Origin of the sequence: Streptomyces sp. LHD-70 (assembly GCF_031157275.1) — a bacterium.
Classification (GTDB): Bacteria; Actinomycetota; Actinomycetes; order Streptomycetales; family Streptomycetaceae; genus Streptomyces.
In genome coordinates this window covers 142,462-162,548 of sequence record NZ_JAVIFW010000018.1, presented here as the reverse complement: position 1 = coordinate 162,548, position 20,087 = coordinate 142,462, and the positions used below count along the sequence as shown (strand labels likewise).

Sequence of the window (20,087 nt, the reverse complement as noted above, 5' to 3'; positions counted from 1 at the left end):
CTCATCCAGTCCTCATCCAGTCCTCATCCAGTCCTCGTTCGTTCCCTGTGCCGTGCAGTCGGGGGTCGAGAAGCCCGAGGTGCTCCAGCAGGTCTCGGACGTCCTCCCGGCACCGGGCGCGGTCGCGCCCCACCGCGCGACCGGCGACGTACAGAGCGGCCTTGCGGCGCTCGGCGTCCGAGAGCGGGGTGACCGACAGGGTGCGCTGCCAAGCCGTGTTGTCCTTCGCGAGATTCACACCGCCGCCTCCCCCGACCTCTCGTCCAGGGCCCCGGGTTCAAGGCGGCCTTCGAGGAGCCGGGCGAGCTGGTCAGCGGCACGAAAGGGTTCGTCCGCGAGGTGCTCGGTCAGCGTGCGGGCCAGGCTGGCGGCAGCTCGGTGGACTGTCACCAGGTGGTCGATCTCGGCGTGCAGGCGGTTGATCTCGTCGGCGTACGGGCTGTTCACGAAGTGCGCCTCCGGAAGCTCGGTGGCAGGTTGGCGCGCTGCCGGGCAGGGCCCAGGACACGCAGCACCGTGTGCAGGTCGCTCGGCCGCCACAGGCCGACCTCGAAGCCGGAGTCGGACAGGTGGGTCAGCCATACGCGCTGCGCGGGACGGATACGACCGCTGTCCGTCTTGAACTCCACGAACACCGTGCGCCGTTGCTCGACGTGCCCGAAGACCTCGTCCGGCCAGCCGGCGTCAGAGCGGCGTGAGTCGGCCGTGTGGTACTGGAGGCGCCAGCCGTATCGCATGGCTATCTCGCGGACCTGCCTGCGCCACTGCTCTTCGCTGGCGCCACGGGCCCGTTCGGTGGTGACGGGGGCAGTCTCGCGGGGGAAGCGCTCGGCTTCGAGCTGGTCGAGGGGGCCGTACCGCTCCTTGAGTAGCTTCGCGTACAGCTGCTGTTCCGCACGTGTGGCCGGGTTCATACGCTGCCCTCCGCCCTCGTGCCGTCGTGGCGGTAGAGCATCCGGTAGCCAGTGGTCGTGGGCCGCATCCGTTCGAGGAGGATGCGCACTCCGTGCCCGACGCGACCGCGCGGTGTCGCCGCGGTGAGAACCGTGCACTGTGCGTGCCGGGCGGATACGGCTTGAACTCGCAAGGTCCGCCCTTCGCTGCGCCTGTCGTTGTCGGCCCAGATCTGGCCCGGCCGCACGTCGGGGAGCGTCACGCGGCTGCCCCAGCGAGGTAGTCGGCTGCCCACAACTCCAGGGCCCGCCACCGCTGCCCCGCCTCGATCTCCCCGTCCCGCTCCATGCGGTCGACGGCCTGCTGGACGACGGCGGCGGCATCGGCCGGCATGGTGCGCGTGGCCAGCACGGTTTCAATCGGGGCGTTGCCCTTGCGTGAGGCCGACTGCTCCTCGGGGTCGTACCAGCCTTCGGCGAGCTCACCGAGATGGCGTTCAACGATGGCAAGGAGGATGGCGAAGGCGGCGGCGACGTTGCCGATGTTGTGCGCGCCCTTCACCGTGTCAAGGGTGTCAAGGACGCTCTCGTACTGATCGATACGAGCCAGCCAGCGGGCGTCCGCAGAGGCAGTCTTACGCGCTGCTTCAAGGGCCTTCTCTGCGGCCGCCTTCTCGTCCGGCAGGAAGACGATCTGCACCGTGGCGAAGTCCAGATTGGCCTCGGCCAGGCTCGGCACGGTGACTTCTTCGAGGAGCTCCAGGGTCTTGTCGTCCAGGCCCGAGTACAGGCGCATCGAGACGTCTTCGAGCTCGTCGTACAGCGCCTTCAGCGTCGCCGGATCATCCTCCCCGGTGATCGCGTTGTGCGAGAGCTGCAGCGCGATCTGACGCTGCCTCGGCAGGGGTTCGGCGATCTCCATCCACCAGATCTGCTCAAGGCCGGCCTCGATCGCCGCCTTGGTGCGGTGGTTGCCCGACAGGACGATGCGCCGCCCAGACTCGGTGTCGTTCCATACCAGCGGGGTCGAGGTCAGGCTGCCGTCCTCGCGGATGTTGGCAACCAGGCGTTGGAACTGCTCGTGCCGCATGAACCGGGCGTTCACATCCAGCAGGGTCAGGTCGCTTGGGTCGCCCTCGACCATGCGGGGCTTCAGTGCCTCACTCACCTCGGGCCTCCATGTCCCTTTCATGTTCGGGTCCCTTGAGTCCCTCTGCCTGTCCGTGCCGGTCGCGCCACTGCGCGAACCCCTCGGCGAGCGACCACCGCCCGAGCTCGCCGCCGTAGTCGAGCTGGTAGCGGTACAGCGGATCGTCGGAATCTTTACGGGAGTTGAGGTGCAGCAGGCCGCGGTACTTCATCGACACCGGCCGCTGCGTGAACGCCGTCGTGTTCAGATGCGTGAGCCGGGTATTCATGGTCCGCTGGGCGAGGAACTGCGCCTCCCTCGAAAGCGCCCCGTACAAGACGAGCTTCGCCAGCCTCTTGTACGAGGTGGGGGCCACCGGGAAGTCAGACAGCAGGTACACGTTGTGCGGATCGAACTTCGGCGTCGAGAAGGCAAACGCCCCCACCACGACCCCGTCGACCAGAACCGCGAGGGCCATCGTCGGCGTGCCGGGCCGGATGTTGTGGTTCATGTACTGCGAGCGCAGCGTCGCGAACTGCCCCATCGTCAACGGCGCGAGAGACAATCGCTTCCCCAGCCGCAGCCCGGGAATCAGCCGAGGAGCCTTCACCGTCTCAAGACGTTGCTGCGGCCGAACGATCCGCGAACGCCGCACCGACGAGTACACGTTGATCGGCAGTCCGCGGTTGGCGGTCTGCACCTGCCCGCGCAGATGGCCGGCCAGGTCCTCGACGTCGAAGTGCAGGCCGAGCATCCAGTGCGGCCGGTCAGTGATGCGGTCGATCAGCGTCTGCTTCGCCGCGTCGTCCAGCACCGGATACTCCGGGGCTGGCCACTCCAAGTGCTTGTCCAAGGCGGCGAACTGGGACTCGTAGTCCCCGGCGAAGAAGGGCGGGAACGCCACCACCGGCGCCTCAGCTGGCACTTCTTCAGCGAGCCACTGGTTGACGTCCATCGCCGCGTACGAGGCCAGTCGCAATGGCAGCGCCTCGATCTTCTCGACCGTCTTGGCGTGGACCTCAGGGAACTGCTGCCGATAGGCGGTCAGCATCCTCCCGTAGTACGGATGCTCCTCACGCCCGAGCCACTGGAGGAACCGGGTGCCGAGCATCACCGCGGCCAGCGTGCCCGCCCGGCCGTCCATATACGGCTCCAGCCAGTCGAGTTCGCCGGCCGACTCCGGCCTCAGCGTGATGGGCAGCCGCTGCCCGGCGAGGTACCAGCCGATCGCCGATGAGTACAACTGAACGTCACAGCTGTGGAGTTGGACACCGGCGTCGCGCAGGACGCGTTCGATCGTGAAGTTCCCTGAGCAGCCGACGTAGATGTCCTCGACCTGTCCGGTCCACGTTGCGGCGTGCTCGTGGATGATCGCGCGGAGGTCGGCGGGGATCGATCCGTGGAACACCGAGCCTCCCGCCGGAAGAACTTTGGAAGTTGGGGCGTTTGCTGTGGGGGTGGGATGCGGGTCCGGAGGGGCAGGGGGCTGGTCCTGCCGTGCCGGACCGCCTGGGAACCAGGAGGCGCGGGGGACGCCTGGAGGGATTGGTTCCGGGGCTGGTCGGCTCCGCACCACATGCCCGTGCGGACGCATCCTCGAGCGCCGGGCCCGACTCGAACGGACTCCTCCCCGCCGGGAGCGGGGCGTGCTACCAGGTGCACTACCGGCGCGCGGTGGCACCCACCCTGAAGGGCGGGCCCTCACCAACAATCGAACGCTATCAGACTCTTAATTGTCTCCACGGATGATGCGCACGGATTTCCGTGCACATCATGCGTGGAGACCCAAGGGTGAGCGCCCCTACTCGTCAGCCTCGTTGAGGCTCATCAAGTCGATCGTTCCGTATGGACAGCCCTCAACCGTGGTGGACCGCCGGACCTTCGGGCGGATCGGTGACGCTTCGAAGAGTTCGCCTTGCCCAGGCGCAGCAGGCTTGGACTCAGGGGGCTTCTCGAAGTCCTCCTTGGTCATGTCGACCCAATCGCGGGCCGGGGACGAGCCGTTCACAACAGCACCCCCTGTTCGTAAGCCGGGCCCAGTGAGCCAAGCTCCCTGACCTGGGCTCCGGTTCGCTCCTGCCACCAGGAGGCGAACATCCGCCGGTGGCACCACTCGCCGGGCTTGGCCAGGTCCTCGAAGCAGAGCAGCACCAATCGCAAATCCCCAGCCTTCACGGCGATGCCCTGAAACTGATTGGCCAGTTCCTCGACGCCCAGGCCTTCGAGCTGGGCCCGGTAGGCCGATTCGAACGTCGCCCGCTCCGTCCCGAAGTAGGCGCGTGCCGGAGCCAGTTCCGGCACTCGGTACTCCAGGCGGTACGGAAGCGTCCACCGCGGCGGCGCCAAAGTGATGCGGACCGGCACCCCCATCGAGGGGTCGAACCCCTGGTACCTATGCGTGAACAACTCGAACAATTCCCTCACCTCTCTCCTGCTGACGGACCCGCACAGCGGTCCGTGACCCGGCCCGGGGCGATCCGCCGGACCCGCAACCTCCTTCAGCCGCCCCACCCTGGGCTGCGAATGGCGTGCGGCCTGCGAGCCCGGGACTCGCAGGCCATTCACGCTCAGCCTTAGCCGCCGTCCTGCCCCTCGCCCCAGGTGAAGTAGTCGTGGAGCACGCTCTGTGCGGACCCGAAGACGCCGGACCATTCGCGGTGCAGGTCATCGAACGCCCGAGTCGAGGCGCGGTGGGCCTCCTGGAGTCGCTTGAGGTCCTCAGAGGAGCAGCCCTCGGAGATGCCCTGGGTCAGGGCGCGAGTGGAGGCGATGAGTTCGCGGCCGGCCTCGTTCAGACACTGAGCCACCTCCCTGCTGTCGTGCACGAAACCCAGGGCGATCGCAGAGCTGCTGTCCCTCGGGCCCATCACGGTGGGCTCGTACGTGACTCCGTGGAACGTGATGCTGGGCATGCGTTTCCCTTCCGAACTGCCGGGTGGAGCTAATTAGTTACTGATATCATTCTATCCATTCGGCACTTTGCTCGACAAGTGTTTACGATCACAGGGCGCCAGGAATCGCCACCCCCTCCACCACGGCCACGCTCGCGCGAACCTCCGGAACGCACCCCACTTCACCCCTACTTGCACCCGACCCTTCAGAGCGCTGGCGCCCATATACACGTGAAGCCGGGACTCACCCAGAGCCCCGGCCAACACGCGCCGCACGACCACCCGATCAAGCGGCCTCGGTGAGCTCCTGATCCGCCGCCTCGGTGAGCTCGGCGAGCTCTTCAGCCGCCTCCGCCAGCTCTTCCTCTGTGGGCTCCGCGGGCTCCACAGCGTCAGCGCTCGGGGCCTCCGACTCCTCGGCGCCGCCCTCCCTCTCATCGACCTTGAGCTCGGGGCGAACATCCAGCTGCTTGGCCTCGGACATCGCCTTGGCCTTACGCAGCTTCTTGACCGACTCGGCAGCCGCCTTACGTACGCGCTCGATCGCGTCCAAGTGCTTGCCGACCTCGCCCTCGAAGAGCTCGGCGAGTTCGGTGGGCGTCTTGCCGGCCAGCTCCTGCAGGAGGGCTCCGGCGCGCTCCACGTGATCGACCTTGCCCTTGGCCTGCTTACGCTCCTTGGCCTTCTCCTCCTTCTCCTTCTCCGAGAGCTCCTTGTCGGAGAAGAAGCCCTCCTGCTTCTCCTTCATCCGCATGGCCTGCGCGAAGGTGGAGGCGTCCGTCTCGGACTTGAAGTCGCCCTTCATGTAACGGGTGACGGCCGCCTTCTGGTTGGCCGGAGTGAGGCGGGAGAGGTGCCAGGCGAAGTCGGGCTTGATCTTCCCGTCGGAGACGAGTGCCGCGATGTCGGTCGTGAGGTTGAGCAGGTCCATCCGCCACTTCACGTAGTCCGGCGTCTTGCCGAACATCTCCGCGATGCGCTCCGCGGAGTGCCCGAACCCGACCAAGTCCGCGTACGCCTGCGCCTCCTCCATGAGCGTCATGTCAGCCCGGCCAACGTTCTCGGAGATGCCCATCACGAACGCCTTCTCGTCATCGACGCTCTTGACGACCTGGCCCTGGACGGTGGTCGCACCGTCCACGAGATGCATCGCCCTCCAGCGACGCTCCCCCATGATGATCTGGAACTTGCGCTTACCCTGCGGCCGGCGGACCACGATCGGCTGGAGCTGGCCAACTTCCCGGAACTGTGCGGCCAGTTCCTTCAACTTGCCCTCGTCGAAGAACTTGCGGGGCTGGTCGGGGTTGGGCTCGATCTGGTCGAGGGGGATGTCCTGGACTTCAGCCTTGGCGGTGTTCACGTGTGTCACTCCTCGCACTCTGAGGTCTCAAAGGGGGTGTTCTTTGAGGTGATGACATCACTTTATTATTCAACAACTTCAATCGTCAAGTCTTTTGCATCAATGATCGCCCAGGGGCGCCCCTCGCCCGGCAGCGCGAACGGGCAAGCGGAGCGAGGGGCACCCGAAGGCTTCACACCTAGCCCATGAAGGGCTTCATACTGTCTCCACGAGTGCTGACAGCGTAAGAAGCCTCAAGGTTCCTACACGTCGGGCTCTACATCAGCCCCGCCAAGAACCTTGAGTATCTCGCCCAAGTCCATCCCTCCATCCCAGCCATCCACCCTGTACGCCTCGCCATATTCGGCACCTTCCTCCGGTGACGAGTCGCCCGCTTCCACGCTTCAACTCCTTGCCCCCAGGCACGAACCCAAGGCTCACGCTGTGATCCACCGGCCCGCAGCCAAAGCCGCGCACAGCCATGCCGTCGGCATGTGCCAGATGCGCTACGAGTCGATGGGGCGTCAGGGTATGCCTCCCCCGCGAGCCCTTGCAAACATCTGTGCGAATCTTGTGGAGGAGGCAACTCCCCAACCTGGCCTGGGATGTTCCTATCGGAAGGCGATGTTGAAGCGCTGCTCGTCGAACTTGTTGGAGCCCCGCTTGGCAGCCGGCTCCACCCGCACTTCGCGGACGACGAGCTGCAGAAGGGCACGCCGCTGCTCGTTGCCAGCCGTGTTCTCCCACCAGTCCCTGAGCGCTTCTTCCGTCAAGTCGGGTAGCTGGTCGAGGTACTTGCCACGCTGTCGGTCCTCCTGCGCCTTCTTGCGGGCTGCGTCCAGACCGGCCTTGGCCTGCTTGTACTCCTGCACCGTCAGGCCAGTGGCCCCGAGCTCCTCGGCCAACTCGCCTTTCTTCTTGTCGAGTCGAGCAAGCTCAAGCTCGGCCGTCTCCGCCTTGCTCTTGAGTTCGTCGCGCAACTTGGCCAGCTTTCCCAGGGCGTTAGGCCGAGAAAGCCGGGCCAGGGCCCGGTCCGAGACGTATGCGTCGAGCGGCGTGGCCGAGATCCAGATCTTGCCGCACCCCTCGGCCTCGCACTGGTATCCCCGGACCCCCTTGGAGGTCGATCGCGAGACGAGCGGCGTATCGCACAGGTCGCACGTCGCTACCCCACTGGACAACAGGTACGTGTGCTGCGGCACTTGCCCGCGCTCTCGCTCGCTGAAGTAGCGGTCGATTGCCTCAAACAGCTCGCGCTCCATCAACGGCTCGGCGACACCAGGAACCAACTCGCCCTCGGCGTCCCGGCGCAGTCCGGCAACCGCTGGATTCCGCAACCGTCGGCGCAACGTAGTCGGCGACCACGGGCGTCCGGACACTGTCGGCCCTGCGGTCTCGGTCATCCATGTGGCGACACCCCCCAGCGTCGCTCCCTCCTCCTCGAGGAGCTTGCGTGCGGCAGCGACCAGATGGTCAGCCTCGCGCGGAATCTTGGTGATTCCATCGTTCTCGTGGCCGTAAGCCCTCATAACCTCTCCAGCCCCAACTTCCCCCACGTACGTGATGAAAGGGTATGACAAGTCCCTCCACTGTCCCCCCTGGATGCAAGACTCGAAAGGCGGGCCCTCCTGTTCCAGCGTGACTGACCTCTCCAACTCGGGCGGACTGTAATGACCCCCTGCACGTTGCGTCTATTGAACTGCAAATGACGACCGACTCCCGGTCGGCAACGCACATACCTGCAGGTCAGCCGCCGTGCACATTGCGCACAGCCTCCACCTCCGCAAAGTCGCAGGTGGAGGCAGGGGCTAGCGCGTCAACCGGTTGACACGGCCGGAGGCGCTAACTCAGGCGCACCCCTTCAGCGACGGCCGCCCCTTCACCACCGATCCATGGCGCAGATCACACTACGCGTCCGGTGTACGGACCTTCGTACAGCACTTGGTGCAGTGGTGCACCTAGCTTCGTGCAGTTGTGTGCCCAACTTACGCTGGGGGCGTCAGCGTCGGCGGGCCGGAACTTGTTCCGGAGTGGGGCGCTCACGGGGCAACGCCAAGCGCCTTCCAGAGGTCAGCAGCGAGGACTCGTCTCGCGCCGCCGTAGTCATGCACTGGCACAGGAAACTCATCGGCATTGACCAGGTCGTACGTCTTGTTCCGTCCCAGGCTGAATGCCTTGCCGGCTGTCACGACATCGACGGCGACCGGCAGGGCCAAGAGCTCTTCGCGGGTCATCACGCGGGCCTCACCACCGAGCAGTCGCCACAAGTGGCCGAAAAGTATCGATTAGGCATGCTCGGGCACTCCCGTTCCGCCCCCGCGCCTCCCAGGCAGCCCCAGAAGACTCTAGATTCTCCTCAGGCGGGCGACAAGATCCGGACGAGGCTGAGCGCCTTCACGCAAGACGTCTGTCTCCACGAGTGATGCCCCATCACCTTCGCGCGCGCACCTCTGCAATCCGCTACTTCACAAGCCTCACACCACTGAAGCCACTGCATCATCTCGCGAGTCACACATTTTGTCTCCACGTATGATCACGTCACTTCACGGCGCCTACGCACCACGGGAGGGATGCGTGTTCAAGGGCTACGTCCACCGGCTCTGCGGCTGCCGCAAGCCGGTCCTCGACGCCAACGAGCAGCCAGTGCTCGACAAGAAGGGTGTCCCCAAGTCGACCCTCATCGGCCGCACTTGCCCCCTCCTCAAGAAGCGCGACCACGGCACCTGGTACTACTGCGTCGAGCTGCCGCCCGGCCCCAAGGGAAGCCGGCGCAGGCCGCGCAAGGGCGGGTTCGCCACCAAGAAGAAGGCCGAAGACGCAGCCCAGAAGGTCTGGGACCTCGCCCACGCTGGGGTCGATGTCCTCTCCGACGAGACCGTCGAGCAGTACCTGACGCGCTGGCTGGAGACCAAGCAGAGCACCAAGCACTCCACCAACCACAGCTACGACGACTACGTACACCGGATCTTCGTCCCCCACCTCGGCCACCACAAGCTGCGCGACCTGCGCACCCGTCACATCGAGGACATGTACACCGCGATCCGCGCGGAGAACGAGCAGCGCCGCAAGAACCAGCAGGAAGCCGCCGACGCCAAGAACGCCGAACGGGCCGCCCACAAAGCCTGGAAGGACGCTCTCCCTCCGCGGGACCCACAGCTCAAGAGGACCTGGCACGAAGCCCAAGCCGCCCTCAAGTCGGCGCTCGCCAAGCCCCGCAAGCCCACCGGACCCGGCACCCAGCGCCGCATCAACGCCGCACTCAGCTCCGCCCTCCAGTCCGCCCAGCGCCAGAAGCTGATCAGCGACAACTGGGCCCGCTACGTCGAACTCCCCTCCTACCGCCCGCCCAAGCCGCTGCTGTGGACCAAGTCCCGGGTGGACAAGTGGCGCGCGACCGGAGAGAAGCCGAGCCCGGTCATGGTGTGGACCGCCGCCCAGACCGGCGAGTTCCTCGACTCCGTGGTCTCCGACCGGCTCTACCCGCTGTGGCACCTCGTCTCCTTCATCGGGCTGCGCCGGGGCGAGTCCTGCGCCCTGCCCTGGAGCGAGGCGGACCTGGACGAAGCCGTCATCCACGTCACCGAGCAGATCGTCGCCGTCTCGTGGGAGGCGTACGAGGACACTCCGAAGAACGACCGCATCCGCGACATCTCCCTCGACGAGGACACCACCGAACTGCTGCGCTGGTGGCGCAAGGTCCAGAAGACCGAGCGCGAGGAGTGGGAGGAGAAGCATCGGACCAACCCCGAGAAGTACGGCCCCTACGTGGACTCGGGCCGCATCTTCACCAAGGAGGACGGCTCCGCCTACCACCCACAGTTCTTCTCCGACCGCTTCGAGCGCCTCTACAAGAAGGTCGGCCTGCCGCCGGTCCGGCTGCACGACCTGCGCCACGGCTCGGCCTCGCTCGCACTCCTCGCCGGCGTCCACATCAAGGTCGTGCAGCAGCGCCTCGGACACTCCTCGATCAAGGTCACCGCCGACATCTACACCAGCGTCGCCGAGGAGGTTGAGCGGGAGGCGGCGGCCGCCACGCTGGCCGTCGTGCCCAGGTCCCGGAAAAAGCAACTGCCCCTGGAAGAAGCTCCTTCCGGAGAGACCGCGGAAGAGGGCACGGAGAGCGAGCCCGAGGATGGTGACGAGACCGGCTCCGGACCAACGGAAGCGGCCGCCTGACCCTCCGGCCCAACACTGGCCAAACATGCTCACGCACGTTCACGCAAAGGGCCCTCCGCGATCTTCCGCGGAGGGCCCTTGATCGTTCATTCATGAGAAAAGCCAGGTCAGAAGGGGTCTGACCTGGCTTTCAACTGAGCCGCCTTCGGGATTCGAACCCGAGACCTACGCATTACGAGTGCGTTGCTCTGGCCATCTGAGCTAAGGCGGCAAGCTGCGGGGACGAGGTTTCCTCCCCTGCGGGAAGAGGTTCGCATCAGCAGCGGCGCCAAGTCTACAGGGTTAAAAGGGGTGCCCCTGACCACCCCTGACCGAGGCCCGAGCAGGGTGTCCCTCGGCGCTGGTCAGCACTTCTTCGCGTCCGCCGGCGCCTTCCCCTGCAGGAGGTAGCGGTTGATCGCCGAGTCCACGCAGTCGCTGCCGCGGCCGTACGCGGTGTGGCCGTCGCCGTTGTAGGTGAGGAGGCTGCCGGTCTCCAGCTGCTCGGCGAGGGCCTCGGCCCACTTGTACGGGGTGGCCGGGTCGCGCGTCGTGCCGACCACGACCATCGGGGCGGCGCCCTCGGCGTGGATGGCGTGCGGCTCGCCGGTCGCGCGGACGGGCCAGTACGCGCAGTTCAGGGATGCCCAGGCGAGGCCCTCGCCGAAGACCGGGGAGGCCTTCTCGAACTCCGGCAGGGCCTTCTTCACCTCGTCCGGGGACGTGAAGGCGGGCGGCAGGTCGAGGCAGTTCACGGCGGCGTTGGCGAACATCAGGTTCGCGTACTTCCCGTCGCCGTCCCGCTCGTAGTAGCTGTCCGCGAGGAAGAGCAGGCCCGCGCCGTCCTTGTCCTCGATGGCCGTGGCGAGGCCGTCGCGCAGCTGGGGCCAGGCCGCCTCGTCGTACATCGCGGCGATCACCCCGGTCGTGGCGAGGGATTCGCCGAGCTCGCGGTCCATGCCGGTCGGGATCGGCTGCTTGTCCAGGGAGCGGAAGAACTCCTTCAGCCGCTTGCCCGCCTCCTGGGGAGTGCCGGTGCCGAGCGGGCAGTCCTTGCGGCGCACACAGTCCTCGGCGAAGGACTGGAACGCCGTCTCGAAGCCCTCCGTCTGCTCCAGGTTCATCTGCCGCGCGGGCAGCGACGGGTCCATCGCGCCGTCGAGGACGAGCCGACCGGTCCGCGACGGGTAGAGGCTCGCGTACGTCGCGCCCAGGAACGTGCCGTACGAGGCGCCTACGTACTGGAGTTTCGGGTCGCCGAGCACCTCGCGCAGCACATCCATGTCGCGGGCCGCGGCGACCGTGGAGACATGCGGGAGCACCTTGCCGGACTTCTGCTCGCAGCCCCGCGAGAACTTCTTGTACGCGGCGACGAGCAGGTCGGTCTCCGCCTGGTCGTCGGGCGTGGTGTCCGTCTCGGTGTACGCGTCCATCGCCTTGCCGTCGAGGCATTCGACGGGCTCGCTGCGGGCCACGCCGCGCGGGTCGACGGCCACCATGTCGTACTGCGCGCGGACCGGCTCCGGGTACCCGATCGCGGCGTACGACTGGAGGTACTCGATGGCCGAGCCGCCCGGGCCGCCCGGGTTGACCATCAGCGAGCCGAGCCGCTTGCCGGGGCCCGTGGCCTTCTTGCGGGCGACGGCGAGCTTGATGTCCCCCTCCTGCGGCTTCTCGTAGTCGAGCGGGGCCTTCATCGACGCGCACTGGAAGCCGGGCACACCGCAGTCGCGCCAGCTCAACTTCTGGTCGTAGTACGGCTGGAGTTCCTTCGGGGTCTGCGTCGGGAGCGCGGACTCCGTGTCGTCCTCGGACGGCGAACTCCCGGACGAGCAGCCCGAGACCAGCAGCGCGGCGGCGACGAGGAGCGAGCCGCCGGTGCGGATGATGCGGAGCCTGGTTCCCATCCGGGGAGCGTATCCGGAGGGTGGCCGGGCGCGCACATTCCGTGGTCAAGGAGGCTCGTGGCGGTGAGGGCGGCGCCGGGCCTCAGCCGCCGCGTCTCAGCGACACCGCCATCGCCTCCACCGCGAGCAGCGGTGCCACGTTCCGGTCAAGTGCCGTACGACAGGCGGCGATCGACTCGATGCGGCGCAGCGTCGTCTCGGGGGAGGTGCCGAGCGCGATGCGGTCGATGGCGTCGCGCACCTCGGTGTTGGCGAGGGCCACCTGGGAGCCCAGCTGGAGCGCGAGGACGTCGCGGTAGAAGGCCGTGAGGTCGACCAGGGCGAGGTCGAGGCTGTCCCGCTGCGTACGCGTTCTGCGGCGCTTCTGCTTGTCCTCCAGCTCCTTCATCACGCCCGCGGTGCCGCGCGGCATGCGGCCGCCCTGCGCCGCGCCGAGCGCTGTCTTCAGCTCCTCGGTCTCCTTGGTGTCGATCTCCTCGGCGACCTGCTTGGCGTCCTCCGCCGCCGCGTCGATCAGCTCCTGCGCGGCCCGCAGACAGCCGCCGATCTCCTCGACCCGCATCGGCAGCTTCAGAACGGCCGCTCTGCGCGCGCGTGCCCGCTCGTCCGTGGCCAGGCGGCGAGCCCGGTCGATGTGGCCCTGCGTCGCGCGGGCGGCGGTCTGCGCGACGTCCGGCTCGATGCCGTCCCTGCGGATCAGCAGGTCGGCGACGGCCTGCACTGAAGGCGTACGGAGCGTCAGGTGGCGGCAGCGCGAGCGGATCGTGGGCAGCACGTCCTCGAGCGAGGGCGCGCAGAGCAGCCAGACCGTGCGGGGGGCGGGCTCCTCGACGGCTTTCAGGAGGACGTTGCCCGCGCCTTCGGTGAGGCGGTCGGCGTCCTCCAGGACGATGACCTGCCAGCGGCCGCCCGCGGGCGAGAGCTGCGCCCGACGGACCAGCTCGCGGGTCTCCTTCACGCCGATGCTGAGCATGTCCGTCCGCACTACCTCCACGTCCGCGTGCGTACCGATCAGCGACGTGTGGCAGCCGTCGCAGAAGCCGCAGCCCGGGGCTCCGCCGAGGGCGCGGTCCGGGCTGACGCACTGGAGGGCAGCGGCGAAGGCGCGCGCGGCGGTGGCGCGGCCCGAGCCGGGCGGGCCGGTGAACAGCCAGGCGTGCGTCATCTTCGAGGCGTCGGCCACCGGCTCGCCCGCGGCCGTGGCGGTCACCAGGGCGTCGGCGTCCCGGGCGGCGGCGTCGAGCTGCGCCTCGACGCGCTCCTGTCCGACCAGGTCGTCCCATACGGGCATGGCGCCCCCCCTACCTCTCCGTGCGTGCTTGCGCTGCGATGTCCATTGTGAGGCAGGGGTCTGACAGTCGGCCCCAAGGCCGAGGGGGCGGCCGGTGCGTACCTCCGCACCCACCGCCCCCTCACAGGGCTCGCAGCCGCTACCGCCGCCCGCGACGCTTGCCGCCGCGGCCCTCTCCGTCGTCCTCCCGCGGTCCGAGCAACTCGTCCGCGAGGGTCGGCAGGTCGTCCAGCGGGGTCTCCTCCGCCCAGTCCGGGCGGGGGCGGGAGGCGCGCGGCGGGAGCGCGTTCGGGTCGACCTGCGGGAGCTCGGCGGTGCGCTCGTTGTCCGAGCCGGCGGACGGGCCCGGCTGCTCGTCGCGGAAGATGCCGTGCGGCACGCGGTCGGTCGGCGCCTGAGCGGGGTCGGCGGGTCCGGCGTCCCGTACGGGAGGCAGCACCGCCGTCTCGTCGGCCGCGCCCTGCGGGGCGGGCGGCTGCGGCAGGACGGCGGTCTCCTCGGAGTCGGGGCCGCCCGCCACTGGGAGGACCGTGGTCGCGTCGGAATCCGCGTCCGCGGCAGACCTGCCGGACGACTGCGGCGGCCGGACGATCGGCGTCTGCAGCGTCGTCTCGTTGTCGGAGCCGGTGGTGGAGCCGGTGGTGGAGCCGGTGGTGGAGCCGGTGCCAGTGCCGGAGCCCGTGCCAGTGCCGGAGTCGCGCTTCGGCTCCTGCGCCTGTCCCGCCTGTCCTGCCTGTCCCGCCGGTCCGGACGCCGTCGCTCTGCGGGCCTCCTCCGCGCGGAGCAGCGCCTCCTCGGCCTTGCGCTGCTTCTCCAGGCGGCGCTCCTCGGCCTCGGCACGCAGCCGCGCCTCCTCCTCGGCCTGACGGCGCAGGCGTTCCTGCTCGGCGGCCCGCACCTGCTCCTCGGCCTCGCGGCGCTTGCGCTCCTCCTCGGCGAGGCGACGGGCCTCCTCCGCGCGCTGCCTGGCCTCCTCGGCCTGACGCTCGGCCTCGCGGCGGCGGGCCTCCTCCAGCTCGCGGCGCTTGCGCTCCTCCTCCTCGGCGCGCAACTTGGCCAGCTGCTCCTGCCGTTCACGCTCCAGGCGCTCTTCCTCAGCCTTGCGCGCGGCCTCTTCCTCGGCCTTGCGCCTGGCGTCCTCCTCGGCCGCCTTGCGGGCCTCCTCCTGCGCCTTCACCTCGGCGTCGGAGAGCGGCAGCAGCTGGTCGAGACGGTGGCGCACGACCGTGGTCACCGCCTCCGGTTCCTGGCCGGCGTCCACCACCAGGTAGCGGCCGGGGTCGGCGGCGGCGAGCGTGAGGAACCCGGAGCGCACGCGCGCGTGGAACTCGGCGGGCTCAGACTCCAGGCGGTCGGGGGCCTCGGTGAACCGTTCCCGCGCGGTCTCCGGGGAGACGTCGAGCAGCACCGTCAGATGCGGTACGAGTCCGTCCGTGGCCCAGCGCGAGATCCGGGCGATCTCGGTCGGCGACAGGTCGCGCCCGGCGCCCTGGTACGCGACCGACGAGTCGATGTACCGGTCGGTGATGACGACGGCGCCGCGCTCCAGGGCGGGGCGCACGACCGTGTCGACGTGCTCCGCGCGGTCCGCGGCGTAGAGCAGGGCCTCCGCGCGGTGCGAGAGCCCGGCCGACGAGACGTCGAGCAGGATCGAGCGGAGCCGCTTTCCGACCGGGGTCGCGCCGGGCTCGCGGGTCAGGACGACCTCGTGGCCCTTGGCCCTGATCCACTCGGCGAGCGCCTCGGCCTGCGTGGACTTGCCCGCGCCGTCGCCCCCTTCGAGTGCGATGAAGAAGCCGGTGGTGGCGGGCGCCTGCTCCGGCTCGGCCCCGCGCAGGGCCTCGCCGAGGTCGCGCCGCAGCGGCACCCCGGAGCGGTCGTCGGTCTTGGCGAGGACGAGCGCCGCGACCGGCAGCAGCAGCGCGCCGGCCAGCATCATCGTGAACGCGGCACCGCCGTGCGCGAACACGAACTTGCCGCTCTCCAGCCGGTGCGGCCCGATCGCCGCGGCGAGCAGGGGCGCCGCGAGCGCGCCGAGCGCGACCAGGACGCGCACGACCGCCTGCAGATGTTCGGTGGTCCGGACGCGGCGGTGGTCCTCGACCTCCAGGTCGAGCAGGGCGTGCCCGATGTGGGCGGCGACCCCGGCCGCGTACCCGGAGAGCGTCACGAGCAGCAGGACCGTGGTGGTGTCGGGGACCAGTCCGGCCGCGAGCAGGCCGATGCCCGTGACCGCGATGGCGAGCGCGAGCAGCCGGCGGCGCGACAGCGCGGGCAGCACCGACGGCGCCGTGCGGATGCCGACGACGGTGCCGCCGGTCAGGCCGACCACGAGCAGGCCGAAGAGCACCGGCCCGCCGTCCAGATCCACGGCGTGCAGCACGGCCACGGCGACGGCGGCGGAGATCGCACCGGCGACGGCGGCGCAGGCCAGGACCAGCAGCGGGGCGGCGTTGGTGCGGCCCTTGTCCACGCCGGAGGCGATCTTCGGGCGGCGCAGCCCCTCGAGCGGCGAACGGGCGCGCGGCGTCTGCGCGTCGGGCAGCTCCAGGAAGTACACGACGGAGAGCGAGGCGGCGAAGAGCCCGGCCGCGACGTACGAGGCGAGCGCGACCTGGTGCAGCCCGAACCAGTCGATCCCGGCACCCAGCAGGTTGCCGATCAGCGTGACGGCGATCAGGGCGAGCGCGGCGAGCGGCACCGCGACGAACCCGGTGCGCAGCGAGAGGCGGCGCAGCGCCTCCATGTGGTCCGGCAGCGGCCGCACCGTGGCACCCTCGGGCGGCGGGGCGGGCAGCAGGGCGGGCGCGGCACTCTCCCGGCACACGGTCCAGAAGCGCTCGGCGACGCCGATGACGAAGCCGCTGACGAGCAGCGCGGCGAGGGCGTTGTCCGGCGTCCAGTCGATCCACAGCGGCGCGATGATCAGCAGCGCGGCGCGCAGGCCGTCGGCCCCGATCATCGTCCAGCGCCGGTCCAGCGGACCCTTGGCCGAGGTCAGCGACGTAAGAGGCCCGAGCAGAACCGCGCCGAAGAGCAGCGTGGCGAGGACGCGCACGCCGAAGACCGCCGCGACGGCGAAGGCCGCCCCGCGGTACCCGCTCCCGAACGCGCCTTCCGCGACCGCCGCCTGCAGGGCCAGGACGACGAGGACGAGAAGCGCGAGTGCGTCACCGACACTGCCCACGAAGTGTGCGCTCCACAGCCGCTTGAGCGGCGGGAACCGCAGCAGTGCGCGTACCGCGCGTTCTCGGGAGTCGGCGACCAGGGCGTGGTCGGGGTCGTGGCTCACGACCGTTGGCTGCTCGGCACGCGTCATCTCGTCAGCCTATCGGGAACGACTGACATCCCGGGGGCCCGGCCGAACATACGCCCGCATGCGATCGCCGCATGCGACCAAGGCCACACGGCCCCGCAGGACAAGGGGTACGACAACGGGGCGGACCGAACGAGTCGGTCCGCCCCGCAGGGGTCGTACGGTCGCGTCAGTCCTCGGAGGGCACCGTCGCGGAGGCCGTCTTCTTGGCCGGGGCCTTCTTCGCGGCGGCGGTCTTGGCCGTGGCCTTCTTCGCCGTCGTCGTCTTCTTGGCGGCAGTCTTCTTGGCAGCCGTCTTGGCGGTCGTCGTCTTCTTGGCAGCCGTCTTCTTCGCCGCGGTCTTCTTGGCCGGGGCCTTCTTGGCGGTCTTCTTCACCGGCCCCTTGGCGCGCTTCTCGGCGAGCAGCTCGAAGCCGCGCTCGGCGGTGATCTCCTCGACGGAGTCGGCCGCGCGCAGCGTCGCGTTGGTCTCGCCGTCCGTGACGTACGCGCCGAAGCGACCGTCCTTCACGACCACCGGCTTCCCGCTGACCGGGTCCTCGCCCAGCTCCTTCAGCGGGGGCTTGGCGGCGGCGCGGCCACGCTGCTTCGGCTTGGAGTAGATCTCCAGGGCCTCTTCGAGCGTGATGGAGAAGAGCTGCTCCTCGGCCTCCAGGGAGCGGGAGTCGGTGCCCTTCTTCAGATACGGGCCGTACCGGCCGTTCTGCGCGGTGATCTCGACGCCCTCGGCATCCGTGCCCACCACGCGCGGCAGCGACATCAGCCGCAGCGCCTCTTCGAGGGTCACCGTGTCCAGGGACATCGACTTGAACAGCGAGGCCGTGCGCGGCTTGACGGCGTTCTTGCCGGTCTTCGGGGTGCCCTCGGGGAGCACCTCCGTGACGTACGGGCCGTACCGGCCGTCCTTGGCGACGATCTCGTTGCCGCTGTGCGGGTCCTTGCCGAGCGCGAAGTCGCCGCTGGGCTTGGCGAGCAGCTCCTCCGCGTACGCCACGGTCAGCTCGTCCGGAGCGAGGTCGTCCGGAACGTCCGCGCGCTGGTGGTTCTCCTCGCCCTTCTCACCGCGCTCGATGTACGGGCCGTACCGCCCGACGCGCAGCAGGATGCCTTCGCCGACCGGGAAGGAGGAGATCTCGCGGGCGTCGATCGCGCCCAGGTCGGTGACGAGTTCCTTGAGGCCGCCGAGGTGGTCCCCGTCGCCGTTGCCGGCGTCCGAGGCGGAGCCCGCGGTGGACTCGTCGTCGCCCTCGCCGAAGTAGAACCGCTTCAGCCACGGCACGGCCTGGGCCTCACCGCGCGCGATGCGGTCGAGGTCGTCCTCCATCTTGGCGGTGAAGTCGTAGTCGACGAGCCGCCCGAAGTGCTTCTCCAGGAGGTTGACCACGGCGAAGGACAGGAAGGACGGGACGAGCGCCGTGCCCTTCTTGAAGACATAACCGCGGTCGAGGATCGTGCCGATGATCGACGCGTACGTCGACGGGCGGCCGATCTCACGCTCTTCGAGCTCCTTGACCAGGCTCGCCTCGGTGTAGCGGGCCGGGGGCTTGGTGGCGTGGCCGTCGACGGACATGTCGTCGGCGGACAGCGCGTCGCCCTCGCCGACCTGCGGCAGCCGGCGCTCGCGGTCGTCCAGCTCGGCGTTCGGGTCGTCGGCGCCCTCGACGTAGGCCTTGAGGAAGCCGTGGAAGGTGATGGTCTTGCCGGACGCGTTGAACTCGGCGTCGCGGCCGTCGGAGGCGGTGCCGCCGATCTTGACCGTGACCGAGTTGCCGACCGCGTCCTTCATCTGGGAGGCGACGGTCCGCTTCCAGATCAGCTCGTAGAGCCGGAACTGGTCGCCGGTCAGACCGGTCTCGGCGGGCGTGCGGAAGCGGTCGCCGGAGGGGCGGATCGCCTCGTGCGCCTCCTGCGCGTTCTTGACCTTGCCCGCATACGTCCGCGGCTTGTCCGGCAGGTAGCTGCTGCCGTAGAGCTGCGTGACCTGCGCACGGGCCGCGGACACGGCGGTGTCCGACAGCGTCGTGGAGTCCGTACGCATATAGGTGATGAAGCCGTTCTCGTACAGCTTCTGCGCGACCTGCATCGTGGCCTTCGCGCCGAAGCCGAGCTTGCGCGAGGCCTCCTGCTGCATCGTCGTCGTACGGAACGGGGCGTACGGCGAGCGGCGGTACGGCTTGGACTCGACGGAGCGGACCGCGAACTGCGCGTTCTCCAGGGCGGCGGCGAGCGCGCGGGCGTTCGCCTCGTCCAGGTGCAGGGTGTCGGACTTGAGCTGCCCGACGGAGTTGAAGTCGCGGCCCTGTGCGACGCGCTTGCCGTCGACGGTGGTCAGCTTGGCGACCAGCTGCGAGGGGTCGCTCTTGTCCCCGGCGCGGCCCGTGCCGAAGGTGCCGGTGAGGTCCCAGTACTCGGCGGAGCGGAAGGCGATGCGCTCGCGCTCCCGCTCGACGACGAGGCGGGTGGCGACGGACTGCACACGGCCCGCCGAGAGCCGCGGCATGACCTTCTTCCACAGCACCGGCGAGACCTCGTAGCCGTAGAGGCGGTCGAGGATGCGGCGGGTCTCCTGGGCGTCGACCATGCGCTTGTTGAGGTCGCGGGGGCTGGCGACGGCCTCCTGGATCGCGGCCTTGGTGATCTCGTGGAACACCATGCGCTTGACCGGGACCTTGGGCTTGAGCACTTCGAGCAGGTGCCACGCGATGGCTTCGCCCTCGCGGTCCTCATCGGTCGCGAGGAAGAGTTCGTCGGACTCCTTCAGGAGGTCCTTGAGCTTCTTGACCTGCGCCTTCTTGTCGGCGTTGACGACATAGATCGGCTGGAAGTCGTGCTCGACGTCCACGCCGAGGCGGCGCACCTCGCCGGTGTACTTGTCGGGCACCTCCGCGGCGCCGTTCGGAAGGTCACGGATGTGCCCGACGCTCGCTTCGACGACATAACCAGGGCCGAGATAGCCCTTGATCGTCTTCGCCTTGGCAGGCGACTCGACGATGACGAGTCGGCGGCCGCCGTGTGCGGTCTCGCTGGTCGGGGACAACGTTGGCTCTTCTCTCCGGTCGACGCTCGGTGGCTCTGCGGGGGCTCCGCGGTGGCGCTCTTGCGGTCCGTACGGCCTCGCACGGGGGGCTCGTACACCTTCCTACGGTGACGCCGTACGCGTTCCTAC

At 69.0% G+C, this 20,087-nt stretch carries 15 protein-coding genes and 2 tRNA genes; 1 reads left to right on the top strand and 16 read right to left on the bottom strand.

Annotation, left to right across the window (positions count from 1 at the left end; all coding sequences use genetic code 11):
• Nucleotide 1 precedes the first annotated feature (1 nt).
• From RCO28_RS30245 to RCO28_RS30195, 11 genes are all read right to left on the bottom strand, one after another.
• On the bottom strand, nt 2–238 hold the full coding sequence (locus RCO28_RS30245; protein WP_308944478.1) for a hypothetical protein: 237 nt from the start codon (nt 236–238) through the stop codon (nt 2–4).
• Nucleotides 235–447, bottom strand: a complete 213-nt coding sequence (locus RCO28_RS30240) for a hypothetical protein (protein WP_308944477.1) — start codon at nt 445–447, stop codon at nt 235–237. The genes RCO28_RS30245 and RCO28_RS30240 overlap by 4 nt, the downstream gene beginning before the upstream one ends.
• The gene (locus tag RCO28_RS30235) at nt 444–914 is read right to left on the bottom strand and encodes a VRR-NUC domain-containing protein (RefSeq protein ID WP_308944476.1); all 471 of its coding nucleotides are present in this window, start codon (nt 912–914) and stop codon (nt 444–446) included. The genes RCO28_RS30240 and RCO28_RS30235 overlap by 4 nt, the downstream gene beginning before the upstream one ends.
• Before the next feature lie 238 nt (nt 915–1,152).
• The gene (locus RCO28_RS30230; protein ID WP_308944475.1) at nt 1,153–2,037 is read right to left on the bottom strand and encodes a ParB/Srx family N-terminal domain-containing protein; all 885 of its coding nucleotides are present in this window, start codon (nt 2,035–2,037) and stop codon (nt 1,153–1,155) included.
• 16 nt (nt 2,038–2,053) lie between these two features.
• Nucleotides 2,054–3,430 (bottom strand): hypothetical protein, encoded by a 1,377-nt coding sequence (locus RCO28_RS30225; RefSeq protein WP_308944474.1) that lies wholly within the window; start codon nt 3,428–3,430, stop codon nt 2,054–2,056.
• A 191-nt stretch (nt 3,431–3,621) separates the two neighbouring features.
• Nucleotides 3,622–3,693 (bottom strand) — tRNA-Gly (locus RCO28_RS30220).
• A gap of 333 nt (nt 3,694–4,026) precedes the next feature.
• Nucleotides 4,027–4,437: a hypothetical protein gene (locus RCO28_RS30215; protein ID WP_308944473.1), complete on the bottom strand. Its 411-nt coding sequence runs from the start codon at nt 4,435–4,437 to the stop codon at nt 4,027–4,029.
• 158 nt (nt 4,438–4,595) lie between these two features.
• A complete protein-coding gene (locus RCO28_RS30210; protein ID WP_308944472.1) occupies nt 4,596–4,934 on the bottom strand; it encodes a hypothetical protein in 339 nt (112 codons plus the stop codon).
• A 265-nt stretch (nt 4,935–5,199) separates the two neighbouring features.
• Nucleotides 5,200–6,273: a ParB/RepB/Spo0J family partition protein gene (locus RCO28_RS30205; protein WP_308944471.1), complete on the bottom strand. Its 1,074-nt coding sequence runs from the start codon at nt 6,271–6,273 to the stop codon at nt 5,200–5,202.
• A gap of 590 nt (nt 6,274–6,863) precedes the next feature.
• Nucleotides 6,864–7,781 carry a recombinase family protein gene (locus RCO28_RS30200; protein WP_308944470.1) on the bottom strand — a complete coding sequence of 306 codons (918 nt, stop codon included), beginning with the start codon at nt 7,779–7,781 and terminating at the stop codon, nt 6,864–6,866.
• Nucleotides 7,782–8,291: 510 nt separating this feature from the next.
• Nucleotides 8,292–8,519 (bottom strand): hypothetical protein, encoded by a 228-nt coding sequence (locus tag RCO28_RS30195; protein WP_308944469.1) that lies wholly within the window; start codon nt 8,517–8,519, stop codon nt 8,292–8,294.
• Nucleotides 8,520–8,781: 262 nt separating this feature from the next.
• Between RCO28_RS30195 and RCO28_RS30190 the strand changes: the two genes are divergently transcribed.
• Nucleotides 8,782–10,428 (top strand): tyrosine-type recombinase/integrase, encoded by a 1,647-nt coding sequence (locus RCO28_RS30190; RefSeq protein ID WP_308944468.1) that lies wholly within the window; start codon nt 8,782–8,784, stop codon nt 10,426–10,428.
• 137 nt (nt 10,429–10,565) lie between these two features.
• On the opposite strand, the gene RCO28_RS30185 is transcribed toward RCO28_RS30190, so the two are convergent.
• The 5 genes from RCO28_RS30185 to topA form a co-directional block, all read right to left on the bottom strand.
• Nucleotides 10,566–10,639: transfer RNA gene (locus RCO28_RS30185), tRNA-Thr, on the bottom strand.
• Between the two features lie 133 nt (nt 10,640–10,772).
• Nucleotides 10,773–12,314 (bottom strand): alpha/beta hydrolase, encoded by a 1,542-nt coding sequence (locus tag RCO28_RS30180; RefSeq protein ID WP_308944467.1) that lies wholly within the window; start codon nt 12,312–12,314, stop codon nt 10,773–10,775.
• Between the two features lie 82 nt (nt 12,315–12,396).
• Nucleotides 12,397–13,605: a DNA polymerase III subunit delta' gene (locus RCO28_RS30175; RefSeq protein WP_308944466.1), complete on the bottom strand. Its 1,209-nt coding sequence runs from the start codon at nt 13,603–13,605 to the stop codon at nt 12,397–12,399.
• A gap of 139 nt (nt 13,606–13,744) precedes the next feature.
• Nucleotides 13,745–16,924 (bottom strand): dTMP kinase, encoded by a 3,180-nt coding sequence (gene tmk / locus RCO28_RS30170; RefSeq protein ID WP_308944465.1) that lies wholly within the window; start codon nt 16,922–16,924, stop codon nt 13,745–13,747.
• Nucleotides 16,925–17,090: 166 nt separating this feature from the next.
• The gene (gene topA, locus RCO28_RS30165) at nt 17,091–19,958 is read right to left on the bottom strand and encodes a type I DNA topoisomerase (protein ID WP_308944464.1); all 2,868 of its coding nucleotides are present in this window, start codon (nt 19,956–19,958) and stop codon (nt 17,091–17,093) included.
• Nucleotides 19,959–20,087 lie beyond the last annotated feature (129 nt).

Bases quoted from the DNA above. Each gene is read 5' to 3' on its own strand.
- RCO28_RS30200 (WP_308944470.1), bottom strand. From the start codon at position 7,781: ATGAGGGCTTACGGCCACGAGAACGATGGAATCACCAAGATTCCGCGC.
- RCO28_RS30190 (WP_308944468.1), top strand. From the start codon at position 8,782: ATGATCACGTCACTTCACGGCGCCTACGCACCACGGGAGGGATGCGTG.
- RCO28_RS30230 (WP_308944475.1), bottom strand. From the start codon at position 2,037: ATGGTCGAGGGCGACCCAAGCGACCTGACCCTGCTGGATGTGAACGCC.
- RCO28_RS30210 (WP_308944472.1), bottom strand. From the start codon at position 4,934: ATGCCCAGCATCACGTTCCACGGAGTCACGTACGAGCCCACCGTGATG.
- RCO28_RS30175 (WP_308944466.1), bottom strand. From the start codon at position 13,605: ATGCCCGTATGGGACGACCTGGTCGGACAGGAGCGCGTCGAGGCGCAG.
- tmk (WP_308944465.1), bottom strand. From the start codon at position 16,924: ATGACGCGTGCCGAGCAGCCAACGGTCGTGAGCCACGACCCCGACCAC.
- RCO28_RS30180 (WP_308944467.1), bottom strand. From the start codon at position 12,314: ATGGGAACCAGGCTCCGCATCATCCGCACCGGCGGCTCGCTCCTCGTC.
- RCO28_RS30235 (WP_308944476.1), bottom strand. From the start codon at position 914: ATGAACCCGGCCACACGTGCGGAACAGCAGCTGTACGCGAAGCTACTC.